Here is an 18,430-nt window from a genome sequence, read left to right on the forward strand (position 1 = left end):
TCGGGGAGGCATCATGGAACTGAACGACACCTTACGCGTACCGCTCGCGCCGGCCGTCGTGCGGGAAGCCCTCGAGGATCTCGCGTTGCTGCGGGCGAGCTTCGACCATTGCGAATCCTTCGTGAAGCACGCGCACGGCGAATTCGCGCTGACCATCACGGTGCCGCTCGGCCCGCTGCGTGCGCGCTACGACGTGCGTGCGCATTCGGCGAGCGAGCAGGGCGACGCGGAAGGCCAGCCGCGCCGCGTGCTCAACTTCAAGGCGCGGGCCGACGGCCTCGGCGCGCTGCGTGGGCAGGTCGAGCTGGTGCTGCGGCCGGACGATGACGACGCGGCCGCGACGCGCATCGAATACGTCGTGTGGGCAACGGCGAGCGGGCCGCTCGCCGAACTGCCGGCACGGCAGATCGAGAATGCGCTGCACGCGTGGACCGACGATTTCTTCCGGGAATTCTGCGCGGTCGTGCAGGCGAAGCACGGTCTCGTGCCGAACCGCGCGCGTTCGAGCCCGCAGCGTCGCCAGCATGTGTTCCTGCGGCCCGCGTCGCTGATGGCCGCGGCGAAGCGTCCGCTACCGCCGCACCTCGGCGGCGCGCTGAGCGGCCGCGTCGCGAGCGCCGTGCATCATCGCGAATCCGGACCGCTGCCCGTCTGGGCCTGGGCGGCGATCGTCGTGTTCGTCGCGCTGCTGCTGTATGCGGCGCGCTGGATCAACGGCGTCTGAGCGGCCGGCGGCCATTAGCGCCGCGCATCGGGCGCGGCGCCGCGAAATTCCCTCCGATAGGCCGACGGCGACGTGCCGAGCGCGCCCGCGAAATGCTGGCGCAGCGACACGCTCGAGCCGTAACCGGCCGCCTGTGCGACGGCGTCGATCGATTGTCCCGTCGTTTCCAGAAGATGCTGCGCGCGCGTGAGCCGCTCGGCCTGCAGCCACGCGGTGACGGTCGTGCCCGTCGCCTGGCGGAAGTGGCGCGTGAACGTGCGCCGGCTCATCAGCACGCGTTCGGCGAGCGAATCCACACTGTGCGCGATGTCCAGATGCGCGCGCACCCAGTCGAGCAGGCCCGCGAGCCGCGCGTCGCGCGGATGCGCGGCGACCGGCTGCGGCACGTATTGCGCCTGCCCGCCCTGGCGGTGCGGCGGGATCACGAGACGGCGCGCGATCCGGTTCGCGGCGTCCGAGCCGAAGCGCCGCCGCACGACGTGCAGGCAGCAGTCGAGCCCCGCGGCCGTGCCGGCCGACGTCATCAGGTTGCCGTCGTCGACGTACAGCACGTCGGGGTCGAGCTTCACACGCGGAAAGCGCTGCGCGAAGTCGTCGGCCCACGCCCAGTGCGTCGTGGCCGGGCGCCCGTCGAGCAGCCCGGCCGCGGCGAGCACGTACGCGCCGAGGCACAGGCCGACGACCTGCGCGCCGCGCGCGGCGGCCGCGCGGACCGCATCGACCAGCACGTCAGGCGGTGCTTCGTCGGGGTCGCGCCATGCCGGGACGATGACGATGTCCGCGTCGTCGAGCGCCTCGAGCCCGTACGGCGCGGTGATCGTGAAGCCGCCCGTCGTCGACAGCGGGCCGCGCTCGGCCGAGCACACGCGGAACTCGAACGCGGGCATCGCGGCCGCGTCGCGTTCCTTGCCGAACACGACGGACGGCACCGACAGGTGAAACGGGCTGATGCCGTCGTACGCAATCACGGCGACGACGGTCGGGGCAGGGGCAACGGACGACGCGGCGGCGCGCATGATTGGCTCCGGAAGGGTGATGGCCCGATTCTATCGAAGAATGGCTATCAGGCCACTGTCCGTCAGCGCGATGCGATCCGACAATGCATCGCATCGCGCTGCTGGCCGCCCCGTTCCGGAGCGGGGCGGCGCCGCCGAAACCGGAGCCTGCCATGTCGAATGCCAAATTGACTTCCGCTTCCCGCCGTGCGCTGATCGTGATCGATGTCCAGAACGAATACGTGACGGGCAACCTGCCGATCGAATATCCGCCCGTCGACGTATCGCTGGCGAACATCGGCCGCGCGATCGACGCCGCGCACGCGGCCGGCGTGCCCGTGATCGTCGTCCAGCACGTCGCGCCGGCGGGTGCGCCGATCTTCGCGCCGGGCACGGACGGCGTCGCGCTGCATCCGGTCGTCGCCGACCGCCCGTATGCGCACCTGATCGTGAAGGCGCAGGCCAGTTCGTTCGCCGGCACCGATCTCGCCGCATGGCTCGACGCGCACGGCATCGACACGCTCGCGGTCGCCGGCTACATGACGCACAACTGCAATGCGTCGACGGTCTATCACGCGGCGCACGCGGGGCTCGCCGTCGAGTATCTGGCGGACGCGACCGGCGCGTTGCCGTACGAGAACGAAGTGGGCGCGGCGAGTGCCGAAGAGATTCACCGCGCGTACACGGTGGTGTTTCAGTCGAATTTCGCGGCCGTGATGTCGACCGATGCATGGATCGCGGGACTCGGCGGCGCGGCGATGCCGGCGCGCGACTCGGTGGCTGCGTCGAACCGGCGGGCCCGCGCGCAACGCGCGAAGGCGGCCTGAGCGAATTGGGGAGAGCAGGGGGAGCGACCGGGCGGAGCGGCGCTGCCGCCCGCGCGTGGCCGGATCGACCGGCCGGTCGCGATGCCGCGGTGCGCGGCGCGCCGGCGGCGGGGCCGCCGGTCAGTCGTTCGTCTTCAGCATCGCCGGGCTGTAACGCATCATGTCGAAGCAGCCGTCGACGAGCTGTTCCGCATGCTGCTCGGCGTCGATCTCGTCGGGCAGCATCAGCATGTCACGCACGAAACCGCTGACGAGCGTGTGCAGCATCAGCGTCGCACGCCATGTGTCGAGCCGCTCGGGCAGCAGCTTGAGCCGCACGGCGCCCGCGAGATCGGCATCGATCGCGTGCAGCGCCTCGCTCATCCCCGCACGATTGCGCTGCAGCAGCGGTTCCATGTCCGCGACGTACTCGCACTTCATGAACAGGATGCTGAACACGCGCCGCAACTGCGAGTCGCGCTGCACGCCGAGCAGGCACCAGATCAGGATCCTGCGGATTTTCTCCAGCGGATTGCCGCCGGGCGCATCGAGCGGCATCCGCTTGAGCTCGTCGATCGGCAGGAACACACGGTCGAACATCGCGTCGAACAGCTCGCTCTTGTTCGCGAAATGCCAGTAGATCGCGCCGCGCGTCACGCCGGCGTGCTGGGCGATGTCCGCGAGTGAAGTGTGCGACACGCCCTTCTCGAAGAACACGTGTTCGGCGGCGTCGAGAATGCGGTTGCGCGTCTCGAGCGCCTCCTCCTTGGTGCGTCTGACCATGTGCAGGCCTGAATGAATCGATCGTAGATGAATATAGGGTCCGTAACCCTCGTCGTCGCTGTGCGGACGGGCTATGCTTGCGACTGGTAATAATTCGTAAGACCTAGCGGTTGGCGAAGGGCGAGCGGGCTTTTTACATACATTCGTGAATGTATATACAATACCACCCTACGATCGAATGACCAAAGTGGCAATCAGTTAATATCCCACTCTGCTGATTCCCGCCAAAGTACCAGTCCGCAGTTCGCGGCATCTCGTCGGCATGGAGGTCTCGTGCCGACTTGCTGTATCCAGCAGTCCAGTAATTCAGGTGTTCGATCTGCGCCGCGAGGCGCATCCGTGTTGCGCTCCCGTCGGGTGCTGCACTTATTCCATTGGTTACACACAGAGGTCGCTCCATGCGCGTCGAACGGGTTCCATACCGCTTGATCACTGTCGCGGCAGCCGCGGTTTTCCTGGCTGCATGCGGAAAAAAAGAATCGGCACCGCCGCCGCAAACGCCGGAAGTCGGCGTCGTCACCGTCCAGCCGCAAGCCGTGCCCATCTTCAGCGAACTGCCGGGCCGTACCAGCGCATTCCTCGTCGCGCAGGTGCGCGCGCGGGTCGACGGCATCGTGCTGCGCCGTGAATTCACCGAAGGCACCGACGTCAAGGCTGGCCAACGTCTCTACAAGATCGATCCGGCGCCGTACATCGCGGCATTGAACAGCGCGAAGGCGACGCTCGCGAAGGCGCAGGCGAACCTCGTCACGCAGAACGCACTGGTCGCGCGCTACAAGGTGCTCGTGGCCGCGAACGCGGTCAGCAAGCAGGACTACGACAACGCGGTGGCCACCCAGGGGCAGGCCGCGGCGGACGTCGCGGCCGGCAAGGCGGCGGTCGATACCGCACAGATCAACCTCGGCTACACGGACGTGGTCTCGCCGATCACGGGCCGCGTCGGCATTTCGCAAGTGACGCCGGGCGCCTACGTGCAGGCGAGCCAGGCGACGCTGATGTCGACGGTGCAGCAGCTCGACCCGGTGTACGTGGACCTCACGCAATCGAGCCTCGAGGGGCTGAAGCTGCGCCAGGACGTGCAGAGCGGCCGCCTGAAGACGAGCGGCCCGGGCGCGGCGAAGGTGTCGCTGATCCTCGAGGACGGCAAGACGTATTCGGAAGCCGGCAAGCTGCAGTTCTCCGACGTGACGGTCGACCAGGCAACCGGCTCGGTGACGATCCGCGCGGTCTTCCCGAACCCGGGCCGCGTGCTGCTGCCGGGGATGTTCGTGCGCGCGCGGATCGAGGAAGGCGTGAACGAGAACGCGTTCCTGGTGCCGCAGATCGGCGTCACGCATGACCAGAAGGGCCAGGCGATCGCGATGGTGGTGAACGCGAGCAACAAGGTCGAGCCGCGTCAGCTGAAGACGTCGGGCATGCGCGGCCAGGACTGGATTGTCGAAGGCGGTCTGCAGGCGGGCGACCACGTGATCGTGCAGGGCGTCGAGAAGGTGCGTCCGGGCGCGACCGTGAAGTCGGTGGAGGCACAACTCGCACCGGCGGCCGGCGCCGCATCGGGTGTCGCCGCTGCCACCGCCGCGCCGGCTGCCGCCGGTTCCGGCGCCGCCGCCGCGTCCGGTGCCGCCGCATCGGGCGCCGCGCCGGCGAGTGCTGCCGCTGCTTCGAGCGCGCAATAACAGGGAGCCTGTTTCATGGCAAAGTTTTTTATCGATCGCCCGATCTTCGCGTGGGTGATCGCCATCATCCTGATGCTGGCCGGGGTCGCGGCGATCTTCACGCTGCCGATCGCGCAGTATCCGACGATCGCGCCGCCATCGATCCAGATCACCGCGAACTACCCGGGCGCTTCCGCGAAGACGGTGGAAGACACGGTGACGCAGGTGATCGAGCAGCAGATGAGCGGTCTCGACAACTTCCTGTACATGTCGTCGACCAGTGACGACTCGGGCAACGCGACGATTACGCTGACGTTCGCGCCGGGCACCAACGCCGACATCGCGCAGGTCCAGGTGCAGAACAAGCTGTCGCTCGCGACGCCGGTTCTGCCGCAAGTCGTGCAGCAGCTCGGCCTGTCGGTGACGAAGTCGAGCAGCAGCTTCCTGCTGGTGCTCGCCTTCAACTCCGAAGACGGCAGCATGAACAAGTACGACCTCGCGAACTTCGTGGCGTCGCACGTGAAGGATCCGATCAGCCGGCTGAACGGCGTCGGCACCGTCACGCTGTTCGGCTCGCAGTACGCGATGCGGATCTGGCTCGACCCGACCCGCCTGACGAACTACGGCCTCACGCCGGTCGACGTGAGCTCGGCGATCACCGCGCAGAACGTGCAGATCGCGGGCGGCCAGATCGGCGGCACGCCGGCCAAGCCGGGCACCGTGCTCCAGGCGACGATCACCGAATCGACGCTGCTGCAGACGCCCGAGCAGTTCGGCAACATCCTGCTGAAGGTCAACCAGGACGGCTCGCAGGTTCGCCTGAAGGACGTCGCGCAGATCGGCCTCGGCGGCGAAAACTACAACTTCGACACGAAGTACAACGGTCAGCCGACCGCGGCACTCGGTATCCAGCTCGCGACCAACGCGAACGCGCTCGCGACCGCGAAAGCCGTGCGCGCGAAGATCGACGAGCTCGCACCGTTCTTCCCGCACGGCCTCGTCGTGAAGTATCCGTACGACACGACCCCGTTCGTGAAGCTGTCGATCGAGGAAGTGGTCAAGACGCTGCTCGAAGGTATCGTGCTCGTGTTCCTCGTGATGTATCTGTTCCTGCAGAACCTGCGGGCGACGATCATCCCGACGATCGCGGTGCCGGTGGTGCTGCTCGGCACGTTCGCGATCATGTCGCTGGTGGGCTTCTCGATCAACACGCTGTCGATGTTCGGCCTCGTGCTCGCGATCGGCCTGCTGGTCGACGATGCGATCGTGGTGGTCGAGAACGTCGAGCGCGTGATGGCGGAAGAGGGCCTGTCACCGAAGGAGGCGACCCGCAAGGCGATGGGTCAGATCACCGGCGCACTCGTCGGCGTGGCGCTGGTGCTGTCGGCGGTGTTCGTGCCGGTCGCGTTCTCCGGCGGTTCGGTCGGTGCGATCTATCGTCAGTTCTCGCTGACGATCGTGTCGGCGATGGTGCTGTCGGTGCTGGTCGCGTTGATTCTGACGCCCGCGCTGTGCGCGACGATCCTCAAGCCGATCCCGCAAGGGCATCACGAAGAGAAGAAGGGCTTCTTCGGCTGGTTCAACCGCACGTTCAACAACAGCCGCGACAAATACCACGTCGGCGTGCACCACGTGATCAAGCGTTCGGGCCGCTGGCTCATCATCTACCTGGTCGTGATCGTCGCGGTCGGCCTGCTGTTCGTGCGCCTGCCGAAGTCGTTCCTGCCGGATGAAGACCAGGGCCTGATGTTCGTGATCGTGCAGACGCCGTCGGGCTCGACGCAGGAAACGACCGCGAAGACGCTCGCGAACATTTCCGACTACCTGCTGAAGGACGAGAAGGAAATCGTCGAATCGGCGTTCACGGTCAACGGCTTCAGCTTCGCGGGCCGCGGCCAGAACTCCGGTCTCGTGTTCGTGAAGCTGAAGGACTACTCGCAGCGTCAGCACGCGAACCAGAAGGTCCAGGCGCTGATCGGCCGGATGTTCGGTCGCTACGCCGGCTACAAGGACGCGATCGTGATCCCGTTCAACCCGCCGTCGATTCCCGAACTCGGTACGGCCGCGGGCTTCGACTTCGAGCTGACGGACAACGCCGGTCTCGGCCACGACGCGCTGATGGCCGCGCGTAACCAGCTGCTCGGGATGGCCTCGAAGGATCCGACGCTGCAGGGCGTGCGCCCGAACGGCCTGAACGACACGCCGCAGTACAAGGTCGACATCGACCGCGAGAAGGCGAATGCGCTCGGCGTGACGGCGGAGGCGATCGACCAGACGTTCTCGATCGCGTGGGCGTCGAAGTACGTGAACAACTTCCTCGACACCGACGGCCGGATCAAGAAGGTGTACGTGCAGGCCGACGCGCCGTTCCGGATGACGCCGGAGGACATGAACATCTGGTACGTGCGCAACGGGTCGGGCGGGATGGTGCCGTTCAGCGCGTTCGCAACCGGCCACTGGACGTACGGTTCGCCGAAGCTCGAGCGCTACAACGGCGTCTCGGCGATGGAAATCCAGGGTCAGGCCGCGCCGGGCAAGTCGACCGGCCAGGCGATGACCGCGATGGAAGGGCTCGCGAAGAAGCTGCCGGTCGGTATCGGCTATTCGTGGACCGGCCTGTCGTTCCAGGAAATCCAGTCGGGTTCGCAGGCGCCGATCCTGTATGCGATCTCGATCCTCGTCGTGTTCCTGTGTCTCGCGGCGCTGTATGAAAGCTGGTCGATCCCGTTCTCGGTGATCATGGTGGTGCCGCTCGGCGTGATCGGTGCACTGCTCGCGGCGACGATGCGCGGCCTCGAGAACGACGTGTTCTTCCAGGTCGGCCTGCTGACCACCGTGGGCTTGTCCGCGAAGAACGCGATTCTGATCGTGGAGTTCGCGCGCGAACTGCAGATGACGGAGAAGATGGGGCCGATCGAGGCCGCGCTGGAAGCAGCGCGCCTGCGGCTGCGTCCGATCCTGATGACGTCGCTCGCGTTCATTCTCGGCGTGATGCCGCTCGCGATCAGCAACGGCGCGGGTTCGGCGAGCCAGCACGCGATCGGCACGGGCGTGATCGGCGGGATGATCACGGCGACGTTCCTCGCGATCTTCATGATCCCGATGTTCTTCGTGAAGATCCGCGCGATCTTCAGCGGCGAGAAGGAAGACGTCGACCAGGCGCTGCGTCTGGCTCAGGAGCACTCGCACCACGAAGAGAAGCCGGGCAACGGCGACGAAGGCAACAAGGGACAGTGATGATGCAAAAACACGCTTTGACTGCAATCGCGGTCGCGCTCTTTGCCACGGGCTGCACGATGGCGCCGCATTACACGCGGCCCGACGCACCCGTCGCGCAGGCGTACCCGGCCGGCGGCGTCTATGCGACGCAGCCGGGCGCTGCCGGCGCGCGCAGCGCGAACGGCCAGGCGGCGACCGCCATCGGCTGGCGCGAATTCTTCGTCGATCCGCGCCTGCAGCGGCTCATCGAGATCGCGCTGAAGAACAACCGCGACCTGCGCGTGTCGGTGCTGAACATCGAGGCGGCGCGCGCGCAGTACCAGATCACGCGCGCGGGCCTGTTCCCGACGCTCGACGGCACGGGCACGGGCAGCATCCAGCGCGTGCCGCAGGGCCTGTCGCAGACCGGGGCGCCGTATATCTCGCGCGCCTACAACGTCGGCGTTTCCGCGTCGTGGGAACTCGACCTGTTCGGTCGCGTGCAGAGCCTGAAGGACCAGGCGCTCGCGCAGTACCTGTCGACGTCGTATGCGCGGCAGGCGACCGAGATCTCGCTCGTGTCGCAGGTCGCGGACCAGTATCTGACGCTGCTGTCCACCGACGACCTGCTGCAGGTCACGGAAAACACGCTGAAGACGGCACAGGCGTCGTACGACCTGACGAAGCTGCAGTTCGACAACGGCACGGGCTCCGAGCTCGAGCTGCGTCAGGCGCAGACGGTCGTCGAGACGGCGCTCGCGAACCAGCAGGCGCAGGCGCGTGCACGCGCGCAGGCGCTGAACGGGCTGGTGCTGTTGATCGGCGAGCCGCTGCCGGACGACCTGCCGCCCGGCATGCCGCTCGACGCGCAGAACTTGCTGACGGACGTGCCGGCCGGTCTGCCGTCCGACCTGCTGACGCGTCGTCCGGACGTGATGCAGGCCGAGCAGACGCTGCTGGCCGCGAACGCGAACATCGGCGCGGCACGCGCGGCGTTCTTCCCGCGCATCTCGCTGACAGGCGCGTTCGGCACCGGCAGCCCGACGCTCGGCGGGCTGTTCAAGGCCGGCACGGCGGCGTGGTCGTTCGCGCCGCAGATCACGATGCCGATCTTCGAAGGCGGCCAGAACATCGCGAACCTGAACCTCGCGAACGTGCAGAAGCGCATCGAGATCGCCAACTACGAGAAGGCGATCCAGTCGGCGTTCCGCGAAGTGTCGGACGGGCTGGCTGCACGCGGCACGTACGATCAGCAGATCGCCGCGCTCGAGCGCAACGAGCACGCGCAGCAGCGACGCTTCGACCTGTCGGACCTGCGCTACAAGAACGGTGTCGACAGCTATCTGTCGGTGCTGACCGCGCAGACCGACCTGTACTCGGCGCAGCAGTCGCTGATCAGCGCACGTCTGGCACGCTGGACGAACCTGGTCACGCTGTACCGCGCATTGGGCGGCGGCTGGATCCAGCGCGCCGGCGAGACGCCGCGTGCACCGGACGAAACGGTCGACTACGACAAGGCGGCCGCACCGGCGCCTGCGTCGGCAGCGGCGACGAACGGGTAAGCACGAAGGCGGGCAGGGGCGGGCGACCGCTCCGGTTCGCTGAAGTCTCGGTCTCCGGGATGCGACGACGCCACGGACGAAAGTCCGTGGCGTTTTTTTTTGCGACCGGTTTGGGTAAGCCGCGACCGTGGGTCGTCATCGCCGGCACCACCACTATCGTCGCCCAATCACTCGCCACAAAGCAAAACGCCACGGCAAGCCGTGGCGTTTTTCCTCTCCCGTATCGCGCCATGCTCCGGCGCATCCGGGGCGGATCGATCAGTGATGCGCGTCGGCCGGGCGTCCGTCGAAGTCGTGCCCTGCGCGGCGGATTTCGCAACGTGCATCCTTCTCGCCCTTCACGCCGTTGAACACGATGTTCAGGATCACGGCGGAGGCGGACGCAAGCAGGATGCCGCTGTGCAGGATCGGTGCGAGCGCGGGCGGCAGCTTCGAGAAGAAGTGCGGTGACACGACCGGCACGAGGCCCATCCCGACGCTCACGGCGACGATGAACAGGTTGTGCGAGTTGTTCACGAAGTCGACCTTCGACAGCACCTTGATGCCGTTCGCGGCCACCATCCCGAACATCACGATGCCCGCGCCGCCGAGCACGAACGGCGGCACCGAGGCGACGACCTGCGCCATCTTCGGGAACAGGCCGAGCAGCACCAGGATCACGCCGCCCGTCGCGCAGACGTACCGGCTCTTCACGCCCGTCACGCCGATCAGGCCGACGTTCTGCGAGAACGACGTATGCGGAAACGAGTTGAAGATGCCGCCGATCAGCGTGCCGAGGCCGTCGACGCGCAGGCCGCGCACGAGGCGCTCCTGGTTGACCGGACGATCGACCATGTCGCCGACCGCGAGGAACATGCCGGTCGATTCGATGAACGTGACGAACATCACCGTGACCATCGTCGCGATCGACAGCGGGTCGAAGTGCGGCAGGCCGAAGTGGAACGGCATCACGAAGCCGACCCACGGTGCGTGCGCGACGCCGTCGGTATTCACGCGGCCGATCGCGAACGCGATCACGAAGCCGGCGACGATGCCGAGCAGCACCGAGATGTTCGCGAGGAAGCCGCGGCCGAACTTGTTGATCAGCAGGATCAGCGTGAGTACGAGCAGCGACAGGCCGAGGTAGACGGGGCTGCCGTATTCCGGATTGCCGACGCCGCCCGCCGCCCAGTTGATCCCGACTTCCATCAGCGACAGCCCGATCACCGCGATCACGGTGCCGACGACGACCGGCGGGAAGAACCGCAACAGCTTGCCGATCATCGGCGCGAGCACGATGCCGATGATGCCGGCCGCGATGGTCGAGCCGAAGATGTCGAGAATGCCGAGGCCGGGGTTGGTGCCGATCGCGATCATCGGGCCGACGGCCGCGAACGTGCAGCCCATGATGACGGGCAGGCGGATCCCGAAGATCCACAGGCCGAGCGTCTGGATCAGCGTGGCGATGCCGCACGAAAACAGATCGGCGCTGATCAGGAACGCGATCTGGTCTTTCGGCAGCTTCAGCGCGCCGCCGACGATAAGCGGCACGGCGACGGCGCCGGCGTACATGACGAGGACGTGCTGGAGACCAAGCGTTACAAGCTTGCCGGTCGGCAGCACCTCATCGCACGGATGGACCGTGTTCGATTGCATCTGTCTCACTCCATGATCTTGTTTTCGGGGTGATACGAAGTTATGCGGAATGGAACATCGCAACAAGAGCGCTGGGTTCTATTCCGTTCTTTGCTGGTTCGATATGCCATTTCGGCATGAAACAGGGTGTCGATCATCGGGAAACGCCGCTGGAGTGAGGTTCCCCGGTTTTATAGCCCTTCAAAATAGTGCAGGCCCCCATGTCAAATATCGGCGGCTTTATGGTGTGTATCGCGACCGCGGCATAGTGGAAAAAACGACCGGCGGAAAATCGCGCCGGGTTAACCCGCTGGCGGCCGTTTTGGCACGCCATGTGCAGCCGGGTGAAACCGGTCGTGCGCGGCTTCGTTTTATCGCGTCGCCAGCGCGTCAAAATCGCCGCGCAAATCGGGCCGCATGTCGCGATCCCGCTATCATCGATATCCGTTTATTCGAATACGCCAACCCGTCATGCGCCTGCTCGGAATCGACCTCGGTACCGGCTCCGTCAAACTCGTCACGCTCGATGCCGATGGCGTCGAGCGCGCGGTTGCGAGCGAACCCTATGCGTTGTCGTCGCCGCAGCCCGGCTGGGCTGAAATCACCCCCGACGTGTGGTGGCAGGCCCTCGTGCGCGCCGCTGCGCGACTGCCGGCCGACGAGCGCGCGCAGGTCGCGGCGATCGGCTTCTCCGGCCAGATGCACGGCGTCGTGCTGATCGATGCGGCCGGGCAGCCGGTGCGGCCCGCGCTGTTGTGGCCCGATACGCGCGCGGCGCGCGAAGCGGACGCGGCCGACTGGCCGGGCGCGTCGAATCCCGTCGCGCCCGGCATGGCGGGCCCCCTGTTGCGCTGGGTGGCCGCACACGAACCGCAGGCGTTGCGGGACGCACGCTGGGCCGTGCAGCCGAAGGACTGGCTGCGCGTCGCGCTGGGCGGCGAGGTCGCGGCCGATCCGAGCGACGCATGCGCGACCGCGCTCGCGACGCCGGACGGCGCGTGGGATACGGCGCTGATCGACACGCTCGGCTTGCCCGTCGACCGGTTCGCACCGGTGCGGGCGTCGGGTGCGCGCTGCGGCGTGCTCGATGCGAAGGCGGCGGCGGCACTCGGGCTGCCGGCCGGCGTGCCGCTCGCGACGGGGGCGGCCGATACCGCGTGCGCGGCGCTCGGCAGCGGGCTCGTCGCGGCCGGCGACGCGCTGCTGACCACCGGCAGCGGCGGCCAGATCGTCGTGCTCGCGGATGCGTTGCCGCCCGCACGGCGCGGGCTGCACCGTTATCGCACGGCGGCCGGCGGCGGCTATTACACGATGGCCGCGATGCAGAACGTCGGGCTCGCGCTCGAAGCCGTGCGCGGCTGGCTCGGCTATCCGGGCTGGCCGGATGCGTACGACGACGCGTTCGCGCAGCCGGCGTCGGCGCGGCTCTGCTTCCTGCCGTACCTGACGGGCGAGCGTTCGCCGTGGATGAATCCCGACGCGCGCGGCGGCTGGCTCGGTCTCGGCCTCGGCGACACGCGCGGCGCGATGATGCGCGCCGCGTTCGAGGGCGTCGCGTTCGCGTTGCGCGCGGGGCTCGATGCGATCCGCGATGCGAATCGGGCCGATCCGGTGACGACGTTGCGCCTCGCCGGTGGCGGCTCGGTCGATCCGCGCTGGCGCCAGTTGCTCGCGGATGCGCTCGGCGCGTCGCTCGACGCGGTCGATTGCCCGAATGCCGCGACGCGCGGTGCCGCGCTGCTCGCGGGCGTCGCGATCGGACACTGGCGCGACGACGCGCTGCGTACGCTGGCGCCGACCGCGTCGCCGGTCGCCGCCCCGCACGACGATCGCGCGCTGGCCGCACGCCATGCGCGTTTCGTCGATCTGTATGCGCGAACGGATGCGTGGTTCACGACCGGCGTTTAAACTCGGGCACGTGTCCTGTCGGGACAGCGGTGACGCGTCGCGGCAAGGCAGCGGCTATTTCCAGCACGCGACGGGCGGCGGGATCGGGGATCATGACGGGCACGCCACGGTATCGCGCTGTCACACGGCGCGGCTCGACCTGATCACGCACGTGCTGCCGCTCGAGACGCTCCACGGCGCCGCCAACCCGATGTAGAAGGGCGAATCGATTCGCCCGATCGTGCTGTATTGAACGGAAGGGAACCCCATGCTCGAACTCGTTTCTTCGCATGCTTGCCACGGTGGCGAGCAACGCTTCTATCGCCACGATTCGAAGGCGATCGGCCTGCCGATGAAGTTCTCGGTGTACCTGCCGCCGCAAGCGGCGCACGGTCGCGTGCCGGCGCTGTTCTATCTCGCGGGGCTCACGTGCACCGAGGAGACGTTTGCGATCAAGGGCGGCGCGCAGCAGTACGCGGCGCAGCACGGCCTCGCGCTCGTGATGCCCGATACGAGCCCGCGCGGCGCGGGCGTGCCGGGCGAGGCCGATGCGTGGGATTTCGGCGTCGGCGCGGGCTTCTATGTCGACGCGACGCAAGCGCCGTGGTCGACGCATTACCGGATGGAGTCGTACGTGACGGGCGAGCTGCGCGAGCTCGTCGCGGCCGAGCTGCCGATCGACGGCGCGCGGCTCGGGATCTTCGGCCACTCGATGGGCGGGCACGGCGCGCTGACGCTCGCGCTGCGTCACCCCGACCTGTACCGGTCGGTGTCGGCGTTTGCGCCGATTGCCGCGCCGACGCGTTGCCCGTGGGGCGAAAAGGCGTTCTCGGGGTACCTCGGCGATGATCGCGAAGCGTGGAAGCAGCACGACGCGAGCGAACTCGTCGCGCGCGCCGATGCGCCGAAGTTCGCGGACGGCATCCTCGTCGACCAGGGCCTCGCCGACCAGTTCCTCGCGAACCAGCTGAACCCCGACGTCTTCGAAGCCGCGTGCGCGAAGGCCGGCCAGCCGCTGACGCTGCGTCGCCATGCGGGCTACGACCACGGTTACTACTTCATCTCGACGTTCATCGCCGATCACGTCGCGCATCATGCGCGGGTGTTGTCACGTTAGTGCGGCGAACCGGCCACGCTATCCCGCATCAGCGAGTGGCGTGGCGCTTCGACTTTCGCAGCAGGCGCAAGGCGAGCCATGTCGCCGGTATCACCATCGCAAGCGCTATCAGCAAATGCACGACGATGACGAGATCATCGCCCGCCTCGCCGTCCCAGAAACCGGGAACATGCGTGAAGAGCCAAACCCACGCGCGATCGGGTATCGGTAGTGCGAACGACGCGTGAGTGAGGCATAGCCTCGCAAGCGACACGGATGCCACGAGTACCCACGCGGTGACTGCGGCTCGGTACACGATTCGCTTCATTTGACGGTAATCGTGCCGTATGCCCGCACGGAGGAGCCCGGGATCGGAATGGGCTTCTGCGCGGTCAGCAAGTCCTTCAGTCGCGCGTAATCGATCGTCGATTCGATGGTCACGCATCCCCTGCTGATTCCCCGCACGCCTTTTGGGTGAAGGCGAAAACTTCCGCGTCTGACGTCGTCGCAAAGTACGTAATCGTCGATGTTGTCGTCGGCGGCGTAGAGCGCAAACCAGTCTCTCTTGTCGCTGAAGAGTTCTCGCAGCGGGCCCAGCATGCCGCCGGTTGGCCGATCGACGATGTAGGAGCGGCCTGGCGGAATGGCGCCTTCACCGACGAGGCACGACGACGAGCGGCGATTGCGGTGACGCGCGCTGCCCGAAAAGGCTGGAAAGGACATGGCGCCGCATTGCAGACGACTCATGTCCTGATCGTTCAGATCGAATGTGCATTCGAGCATGGCAGGTATGGCTCAGCCGGAGTGGGGGCTGAACATCCTGCCATGGTCGATGTGGCGCGCGCGATCGGATTGGTCCGAAAATATTGGGTGCGCCGACAGGCACGGTTGCGAGGCATGCCGAGAACCGGCTGAACGTCATGTGCGTCGCCGCAACAGGCTCGCGCCATACACGAGCGCGGACAGTGCGGTGATCCAGAAGCTCGTCGGCCAGTCGGTGTGATACGCGAGCGTGATCCCGGCCCACGCTTCGAACAGCGCGAACAGCGCGGCGAGCAGCACGCCGGTCGACAGCCGCGTCGACACGTTCTGCGCGGCCGCGGCCGGCCCGACCAGCAGCGTGAACACGAGCAGCACGCCGACGATCTGCGTCGCCGCGGCCACCGCGAGCGCGCATACCGCGAGGAACAGCATCGACACCGTGCGCAGCGACACGCCCTTCGCTTCGGCCAGTTCGGGCTGCAGCGACGCGAACAGCAGCGGCCGCGCGATCAGCGCGAGCGCGACGAGGCTCACCGCGCCGATGCCGGCCAGCACCGCGAGCGTGTCGTGGCTGACCGCGAGCACGTTGCCGAACAGCAGTGCGGTGACCTGCGTCGCGAACGACGTGTAGAAGTGCAGGAACAGCAGGCCGAACCCGAGCGCGCCCGACAGGATCACGCCGATCGCGACGTCGCGGCCCGCAAGCCGTTCGCCGAGCGCGCCCATGCCGATGCCGGCCGCGAGCGTGAAACCGACCATCCCCCAGATCGGCGAAATGCCGAGCAGCACCGCGCCCGTCGCGCCGGTGAAGCCGACGTGCGACAGCGCGTGGCCGGCGAAGGTTTGTCCGCGCAGCACCAGGAAGTAGCCGACGATGCCCGCGAGCACCGCGACGATCCCCGACGCGGCGAACGCGTTGATCATGAAGTCGTATTCAAACATCGTGCGAATGCCCCGGATGAGCGTGTCCGTGGTGGTGGTGGTCGTGGCCGCCGCCGCCGCCGTGCGAGTGGCCGTCGTCGTCCTCGTGTTCGTGATCGTGCTTTTCGATTTCGACGTCGCCCGACATCACGAAGATCTTGCCGTTCACGCGCATCACGTCGATCGGCGAGCCGTAGAGCCGCGACAGCACGGGCTTGGTGATGACCTCGTCGACGGTGCCGAGCGCCGCGACGCCGTTGCCGAGATACAGCACGCGGTCGAGCGCGTTCAGGAGCGGATTCAATTCATGCGCGGAAAACAGCACGGTGATGCCGAGTTCGCGCTGCACCTTGCGCACGAGTTCGACGACGCCGCGCTGGTGGTTCGGGTCGAGGCTGATCAGCGGTTCGTCGAGCAGCAGCAGCTTCGGGTTGCCGAGCAGGCACTGCGCCAGCAGCAGGCGCTGCCGCTCGCCGCCCGACAGCTCCGACAGCGGCCGGCGCGCGAGCGTCGGGCCGCCGACGAGGTCGAGCACGCGGTCGACGTCGCGCCGCGTCGCGGCGTTCGTGTGTGGCAGCCCCCAGCGGTGGCCGTCGGCGGCCATCGCGACGAAGTCGTAGCCGCGCATCCGGCGATTCGCGAGGCCGCTCCTGATCTGCGGCATGTAGCCGATCGACGCGTTGCCGCGCGCGACCGGCACGCCGCCGACCGACAGCGTGCCGCCCGCGACGGGCACGAGACCGAGCACCGCGCGCATCAGCGTCGTCTTGCCGGCGCCGTTCGGCCCGAGCACGCCGACGAATTCGCCGGGTTCGATCGAGAAACTCACGTCGCGAAGGATCGTGCGTCCGCCCAGTTCGAGCGTGACGCGATCGAGTGCGAGTGCGTGGGGAGTGTCGGTCATGGCGTTGCGTAAGTCATTTCTTGCTGGCGGCCAGCGCGGCGGCGAGCGCGTCGAGCTGGCCGGCCATCCATTGCTGGAAGGTCTTGCCGGCCGGCTGCGTCTCGGTGACGCTCACGCCCGGCACGCCGCTGTCGCGCGCGATCTTCAGCAGGCGCTTGGTCATCGGCGCTTCGGCCTGGCTGTTGTAGATCAGCACGCGCACCTGCTTCTTGCGCAGGTCGTTCTCGAACGCGGCGACGTCCTGCGCGCTGGCTTCGGTGTCGTTCATCGTCGCGAGCTGGAAGCGCTGGTTGCGCATGTCGAGGCCGATCGCGTCGGACATGTAGCCGAACACAGGCTCGGTGGCCGTCACCGGCACGCCCTTGTATTGCGCGCGCAGCGCGGCGACCTTGTCGTCGACGGGCTTCAGCGACGCGATGAATTTCTGCAGGTTCGCGTCGTAGTCGGCCTTGTTCGCCGGATCGGCGCGGCCCAGCTCGGCCGCGATCGCGCGCGCGGCGGCCGGCATGGTCGCCGGGTCGTACCACAGGTGCGGGTTGTCGCCGGCCTTCTTGCCGACGAGATCCGCGACGACGATCGTCGCGCGCTTCGCCTGCTTCGACGCGCCGAGCAGCTTGCCCATCCACGGATCGTAGTCCGCGCCGTTGTAGATCACGACCTGCGCGTGCTGGAGCGCGCGCGCGGTTTTCGGGCTCGCTTCGAACAGGTGCGGATCCTGATCGGGATTGCTGAGGATGCTGGTCACCGCGACGTGGCGGCCGCCGATCTGCGATGCGACGTCGCCATAGAAATTCTCGGCGGCGACCACGTTGACGGTCGCGGCCTGCGCGAAGGCGGGTGCGGCGATCGACAGCGCGGCGGCCGCGGCGGCGAACAGACGGGCAAGCGGCAGGGCGCGCCGCGGCGCGCGCTTCAGGGCAATGGACATGAAACTCCTCGTTGGAAGGGGCGGCGCGTGCGCCGTGCGTGTGCGGTGTCAGCGTTGCGCGGGCTTGCCCTTGCAGTGCCCGCACAGGCCGTTCAACTCGACGACCTGGTGGTGGACTTCGAACCCGTGCGCGGGCGCGCTCGCGGACAGCTGTTTCGCGAGGTCGCTGCCCGGAATCTCGACGGTCTCGCCGCACGAGTCGCAGATCAGGAACTGGCCTTCGTGCGGCACGCCGATCTCGCAGCACGCGAAGAACGCGTTCTTCGATTCGATCCGGTGGATGAAGCCGTGCTCGACGAGGAAATCCAGCGCGCGATAGACGGTCGTCGGCGGCACGCGGCCGCGCTGCGGCTCGAGCTCGGCGAGCAGGTCGTACGCGCCGATCGGGCGCTGCGCGGCCAGCACGCGTTCGTAGACCTGGCGGCGCAGCGGCGTCCACGCGAGCCCGTGCTCGGCGGCGAATGCGTCGGCCCGGGACAGCCGGGCGTCGATGGGCGATGAGGTGGCCATGGCGTGAAGCAGGCAATGAAACGAAGTATCGCGATGATATAACGTATCTTCTTGTCGTGCAGCCCGAATTCCGCCCCGCGCACCG

At 67.5% G+C, this 18,430-nt stretch carries 17 protein-coding genes; 8 read left to right on the forward strand and 9 right to left on the reverse strand.

Annotated features, from left to right (window positions below):
* Positions 1-13 precede the first annotated feature (13 nt).
* Positions 14-724 carry a CoxG family protein gene (locus tag WS45_RS22675; protein WP_059690609.1) on the forward strand — a complete coding sequence of 237 codons (711 nt, stop codon included), beginning with the start codon at positions 14-16 and terminating at the stop codon, positions 722-724.
* Between the two features lie 14 nt (positions 725-738).
* Here the strand turns inward: WS45_RS22675 and WS45_RS22680 are convergent, their stop codons facing one another.
* Positions 739-1,740 (reverse strand): helix-turn-helix domain-containing protein, encoded by a 1,002-nt coding sequence (locus tag WS45_RS22680; protein ID WP_059690608.1) that lies wholly within the window; start codon positions 1,738-1,740, stop codon positions 739-741.
* A gap of 152 nt (positions 1,741-1,892) precedes the next feature.
* On the opposite strand from WS45_RS22680, the gene WS45_RS22685 reads away from it, so the two are divergent.
* Positions 1,893-2,546, forward strand: a complete 654-nt coding sequence (locus tag WS45_RS22685; protein ID WP_059701955.1) for a cysteine hydrolase family protein — start codon at positions 1,893-1,895, stop codon at positions 2,544-2,546.
* 120 nt (positions 2,547-2,666) lie between these two features.
* On the opposite strand, the gene WS45_RS22690 is transcribed toward WS45_RS22685, so the two are convergent.
* Positions 2,667-3,308, reverse strand: a complete 642-nt coding sequence (locus WS45_RS22690) for a TetR family transcriptional regulator (RefSeq protein ID WP_059527951.1) — start codon at positions 3,306-3,308, stop codon at positions 2,667-2,669.
* Between the two features lie 398 nt (positions 3,309-3,706).
* On the opposite strand from WS45_RS22690, the gene WS45_RS22695 reads away from it, so the two are divergent.
* From WS45_RS22695 to WS45_RS22705, 3 genes are read left to right on the forward strand one after another with little or no spacing between them, the layout of a single operon-like run.
* Entirely contained in the window at positions 3,707-4,984 is a 1,278-nt protein-coding gene (locus WS45_RS22695; RefSeq protein ID WP_059527948.1) for an efflux RND transporter periplasmic adaptor subunit, read from the forward strand.
* A 15-nt stretch (positions 4,985-4,999) separates the two neighbouring features.
* Positions 5,000-8,200, forward strand: a complete 3,201-nt coding sequence (gene bpeB / locus WS45_RS22700) for an efflux RND transporter permease BpeB (protein WP_059527945.1) — start codon at positions 5,000-5,002, stop codon at positions 8,198-8,200.
* The gene (locus WS45_RS22705) at positions 8,200-9,723 is read left to right on the forward strand and encodes an efflux transporter outer membrane subunit (RefSeq protein WP_059527941.1); all 1,524 of its coding nucleotides are present in this window, start codon (positions 8,200-8,202) and stop codon (positions 9,721-9,723) included. Before bpeB ends, WS45_RS22705 begins: the two co-directional genes overlap by 1 nt.
* Positions 9,724-9,981: 258 nt before the next feature.
* Here WS45_RS22705 and WS45_RS22710 read toward each other — a convergent pair whose 3' ends face one another.
* On the reverse strand, positions 9,982-11,358 hold the full coding sequence (locus WS45_RS22710; protein WP_059527937.1) for a nucleobase:cation symporter-2 family protein: 1,377 nt from the start codon (positions 11,356-11,358) through the stop codon (positions 9,982-9,984).
* Positions 11,359-11,808: 450 nt separating this feature from the next.
* Between WS45_RS22710 and WS45_RS22715 the strand changes: the two genes are divergently transcribed.
* Genes WS45_RS22715 through fghA form a run of 3 tightly spaced genes read left to right on the forward strand, consistent with a single transcriptional unit; the run spans position 11,809 to position 14,341 of the window.
* Complete coding sequence (locus WS45_RS22715) at positions 11,809-13,245, forward strand: xylulokinase (protein ID WP_059701773.1); 1,437 nt, start codon at positions 11,809-11,811, stop codon at positions 13,243-13,245.
* A 10-nt stretch (positions 13,246-13,255) separates the two neighbouring features.
* Positions 13,256-13,441 carry a hypothetical protein gene (locus WS45_RS22720; protein WP_059701775.1) on the forward strand — a complete coding sequence of 62 codons (186 nt, stop codon included), beginning with the start codon at positions 13,256-13,258 and terminating at the stop codon, positions 13,439-13,441.
* A gap of 51 nt (positions 13,442-13,492) precedes the next feature.
* Positions 13,493-14,341 (forward strand): S-formylglutathione hydrolase, encoded by an 849-nt coding sequence (gene fghA / locus WS45_RS22725; RefSeq protein WP_059690604.1) that lies wholly within the window; start codon positions 13,493-13,495, stop codon positions 14,339-14,341.
* A gap of 28 nt (positions 14,342-14,369) precedes the next feature.
* On the opposite strand, the gene WS45_RS22730 is transcribed toward fghA, so the two are convergent.
* The 6 genes from WS45_RS22730 to WS45_RS22755 form a co-directional block, all read right to left on the reverse strand.
* Entirely contained in the window at positions 14,370-14,648 is a 279-nt protein-coding gene (locus WS45_RS22730) for a hypothetical protein (protein WP_059701776.1), read from the reverse strand.
* On the reverse strand, positions 14,645-15,103 hold the full coding sequence (locus WS45_RS22735; protein ID WP_059701778.1) for a DUF2778 domain-containing protein: 459 nt from the start codon (positions 15,101-15,103) through the stop codon (positions 14,645-14,647). Before WS45_RS22735 ends, WS45_RS22730 begins: the two co-directional genes overlap by 4 nt.
* A gap of 135 nt (positions 15,104-15,238) precedes the next feature.
* Entirely contained in the window at positions 15,239-16,024 is a 786-nt protein-coding gene (locus WS45_RS22740; RefSeq protein ID WP_059701780.1) for a metal ABC transporter permease, read from the reverse strand.
* Positions 16,017-16,907 (reverse strand): ABC transporter ATP-binding protein, encoded by an 891-nt coding sequence (locus WS45_RS22745; protein ID WP_059701782.1) that lies wholly within the window; start codon positions 16,905-16,907, stop codon positions 16,017-16,019. Before WS45_RS22745 ends, WS45_RS22740 begins: the two co-directional genes overlap by 8 nt.
* Positions 16,908-16,920: 13 nt before the next feature.
* Complete coding sequence (locus WS45_RS22750) at positions 16,921-17,835, reverse strand: metal ABC transporter solute-binding protein, Zn/Mn family (RefSeq protein WP_059690601.1); 915 nt, start codon at positions 17,833-17,835, stop codon at positions 16,921-16,923.
* Positions 17,836-17,883: 48 nt separating this feature from the next.
* Positions 17,884-18,345, reverse strand: a complete 462-nt coding sequence (locus WS45_RS22755) for a Fur family transcriptional regulator (protein ID WP_059527909.1) — start codon at positions 18,343-18,345, stop codon at positions 17,884-17,886.
* Positions 18,346-18,430: the final 85 nt, after the last annotated feature.

Source organism: Burkholderia sp. RF2-non_BP3 (assembly GCF_001522185.1).
GTDB classification, from domain to species: Bacteria; Pseudomonadota; Gammaproteobacteria; order Burkholderiales; family Burkholderiaceae; genus Burkholderia; species Burkholderia diffusa.